The sequence below is a fragment of the Allopontixanthobacter sp. genome (genome assembly GCF_034376665.1).
GTDB lineage: Bacteria > Pseudomonadota > Alphaproteobacteria > Sphingomonadales > Sphingomonadaceae > Allopontixanthobacter.
In genome coordinates this window covers 1-3,210 of record NZ_JAXMJI010000010.1, presented here as the reverse complement: position 1 = coordinate 3,210, position 3,210 = coordinate 1, and the positions used below count along the sequence as shown (strand labels likewise).

Here is a 3,210-nt window from a genome sequence, read left to right as displayed (position 1 = left end):
TATCTCCTGATGGGGGTTGGCAATTAGACGTTTCGAAGGGGGGTTTTGTTCCGTTTGAAGGCGGGGTTTGGGCGGAACAGGGCTGGAACAACGGCAATTGCATATTCGGCAGAATTGGAACATAAGTGGAACAAATGAGTCGTTCCCTTATGCAAACCGATGCCCATTCCCAGTCCTGCCCGCCCTTGTCCGGTGTGATTGCCGACCTGCCGTCCACTTCGCATGGGCTGGTGTCTGCGCACGCCGCCGCCAAGTGGATGCCGGGGCAGGGCGGGATGTATCACAGCGAAGTGTTTGCTTCGGGCCGCGATGCCAGCGGCGCAGGCGCGGCGCTGGCACTGGCGCAGGACCACTTGCTTTCACGAAAGCCGGAGCCAGCCGCAGTGCCGAAGCGGGTGGCGGAAATTTCCGACCAGCGCGCGATATTATGGGTGCAGGACCGCGCCTCGGTGAAATTGACCGGACGGCCCTATCGCCCTGGATTGCCCGCCGATCTGCGGCACCGGGTCATCCATGTGATCGCGGAAAAAGCCGAAGATCTGCTGTTCGCGCTGGAAGAAGGGGTGCGGTGCCGCGATCTGGCCTGCGTGATCGGTGAAGTCACCGGCAATCCCAGAGCGCTGAATTTTACCGCCTCGCGCCGGCTCAGCCTGGCGGCGGAGCGGCACGGGGTCCCGCTATGGCTTGTCCGGCTGGATGCGGGCCGCGATCTGTCCTCTGCCCGGATGCGCTGGGATATCCGCGCCGCGCCGTCCTTGCGCCCGCGCTGGAATGCCGATGCGCCCGGCCACCCTGCATGGCGGGCGCAATTGTTCCGTTCCCGTATGCATCCACCGGGAGAATGGATCCTGCGCCGCGACCCCGCCGGACTTTCCGCCCAGAAGCCACCCGAAATGCACCATGACATTCCCGAACCCAAAACCATCCCCGAAAACGGCGCAAATCCCCCGCCGCATCCTGTCGATCTGGATCGCCCGACTGTCGGCCGACAGATGGCGGCTTTGTGAAGGGATTGCGCGGGGCGAAGGGGCCGACGCCGCACCGCTCGCGCTGATTACCGAAACCGCGCATGGCCCGCGGATCGACACCGCCAACGATGCCGGTCTTGCCGCCGGCGCGCGGGCGGGGATGATGCTGGCCGATGCGCGGACGCTGTGCCCCGATCTGGCGGTTCGCATATCCGATCCGGCGGGCGATCTCGATTTCCTGGAGAAGCTGGCCGTGTGGGCGCAGCGGTGGGGGCCGTGGTCCGCGCTCGACCCGCCGGACGGCCTGCTGGTCGATATTACCGCCGTGGCGCATCTGTTCGGCGGGGAGGCAAGGCTGCTGGCCGATGTGGAGGCGTGCTTTGCCCGCCGCGCGCTGGCCGTGCGCGTCGCCGCCGCGCCCACCGCCGGTGCGGCATGGGGGCTGGCCCATTACGGACCGCGCGCGGCGATCCTGACCGGTGATGATGACGCGGTGGAGCGCCTGTCCGGCCTGCCGGTCGCCGCGCTCCGGCTGGACGATGATGTGCTCACCGTGCTCCGGCGGCTCGGCCTCAAGCGGCTGGGGGACATGACCGGCCGTTTCGGGGATGCCAAGGGGCGCGATGCGATCATGCGGCGGTTCCGCAATCGCCGTTCGCCCGCCGCCAATCCGCTGATGCGGATGGATCAGCTGCTGGGCAAGGTGCCCGAACCGCTGCTGCCGGTCATCCCGCAGCGCATGCCGCTGGTCCAGCGCCGCCTGGCCGAACCGATCCGCCACCGCGAGCTGCTCGACCAGGTGGTGCGCGATCTCGCCGCCGACATGGCACGGGTGCTGGAAGGGAGCGCGCAGGGCGCCCGCCGGTTGGAACTGGGGCTGTGGCGGGTGGACGGCGAAGTGGTGATCCGCCCGCTGGAACTCAGCGCCGCCACCCGCGATCCGGTGCATATCTGCCGGTTGTTCGCGGCCAGGCTGGACGATGTCGACGCGGGTTTCGGGATCGAGACCATCCGCCTGCGCGCCAGCTGGGCCGAGCCGCTGTCGCTGGAACAGGCCGATATCGAAACCACCGCGGAAACGCAGGGCACTTCGCTGTCCGCCTGCATCGACCGGCTGAGCGTGCGGCTCGGCCCGCGGGCGGTGCAGCGGCCGGTGCCCCATGCCAGCCATATTCCTGAACGCGCGCAGCGGTGGCAGCCGCCGCTGGAACCGGAACCGGCATCGCAAGGCGAATTAGCTTTCCATGCAAGGCCGTTGAAATTGCTGGACAAGGCGGAATATATTTCCGTGCTGTATGCTACGCCAGACGGCTTCCCGCGCAGCTTTCGCTGGCGCGGAAAGGTGCATGAAGTCGTCCGCGTGGAAGGCCCCGAACGTATCGCCCCCGAATGGTGGCGCGAACGATCCACCGTCCGCCTGCGCGATTATTACCGCATCGAGGACGGCGAAGGCCGCCGCTACTGGATCTACCGCCACGGGTTGCTCGGCGACGGGAGAGGGGGGCTGCCCGATTGGTACTTGCAGGGGCTGTGCGGGTAATATCATGCCGGAGGCCCCGCTCACCCCCGACAAACGCCGGATCGAACTCGATCCCGACCTGATCGAGCCGCCGCCGCGCGCGCCGTTTGTCGAGCTGGGACTGGTCAGCTGCTTCAGTTTCCTGCGCGGCGCGTCCGATGCGGTCGATCTGGTGCTGGCAGCCCGCAGTCTTGGCTATGATGCGCTGGGCATTGCCGACGCCAACAGCATGGCCGGCGTGGTGCGGCTGCATGTGGAGGCGCAGACGCTGAAGCTGCGGCCCGTCATCGGCTGCCGGATCGAAACGGTCGAGGGGTTGGCTTTCCTTGCCTATCCGCAGGACCGCGCGGCCTACGGGCGGCTGTGTGCGCTGATTTCCGCCGGACGGATGGCCACGCTGGAGGGCGAATGGCAGGTGAAGGGGCAATGCGACATCTCGCTCGCCATGCTGGCGCAGCATAGCGAGGGCGTGCAGTTGATCCTGCTGCCGCCGGGAGATCTGGCGCAGGATTTCACGGTCGAGATTGAAAGCAATGTGGTGCCGTTTCCGGCTTCGGGTTCACGCGGAGGCGCGGAGGCGCGGAGAAGGGGAGCGGGAGGCGGACACGGGAGAAAAGGATGGATCGCCACAAAAGGGCACAAAGAAAGCAGAAAAGGGAGGGGGCGCGTTGCGGTTGTGATCCGGGCGTCGGGTGTCGAGTGTCGGGCGTCGAAAGGATGGGA

At 66.9% G+C, this 3,210-nt stretch carries 3 protein-coding genes; all 3 read left to right on the top strand.

The window, feature by feature from the left end:
- Window positions 1–134: 134 nt before the first annotated feature.
- Complete coding sequence (locus U0988_RS01005) at window positions 135–1,007, top strand: ImuA family protein (protein ID WP_416172345.1); 873 nt, start codon at window positions 135–137, stop codon at window positions 1,005–1,007.
- Window positions 901–2,508: a DUF6504 family protein gene (locus U0988_RS01000; protein WP_322290792.1), complete on the top strand. Its 1,608-nt coding sequence runs from the start codon at window positions 901–903 to the stop codon at window positions 2,506–2,508. Before U0988_RS01005 ends, U0988_RS01000 begins: the two co-directional genes overlap by 107 nt.
- Before the next feature lie 4 nt (window positions 2,509–2,512).
- Window positions 2,513–3,210, top strand: a 698-nt coding sequence (locus U0988_RS00995) for a PHP domain-containing protein (RefSeq protein WP_322290791.1), incomplete at its 3' end; no start/stop codon positions are given.

Coding starts and splice junctions, on each gene's coding strand:
- U0988_RS01000 (WP_322290792.1), top strand. CDS start 901: ATGACATTCCCGAACCCAAAACCATCCCCGAAAACGGCGCAAATCCCC.
- U0988_RS01005 (WP_416172345.1), top strand. CDS start 135: ATGAGTCGTTCCCTTATGCAAACCGATGCCCATTCCCAGTCCTGCCCG.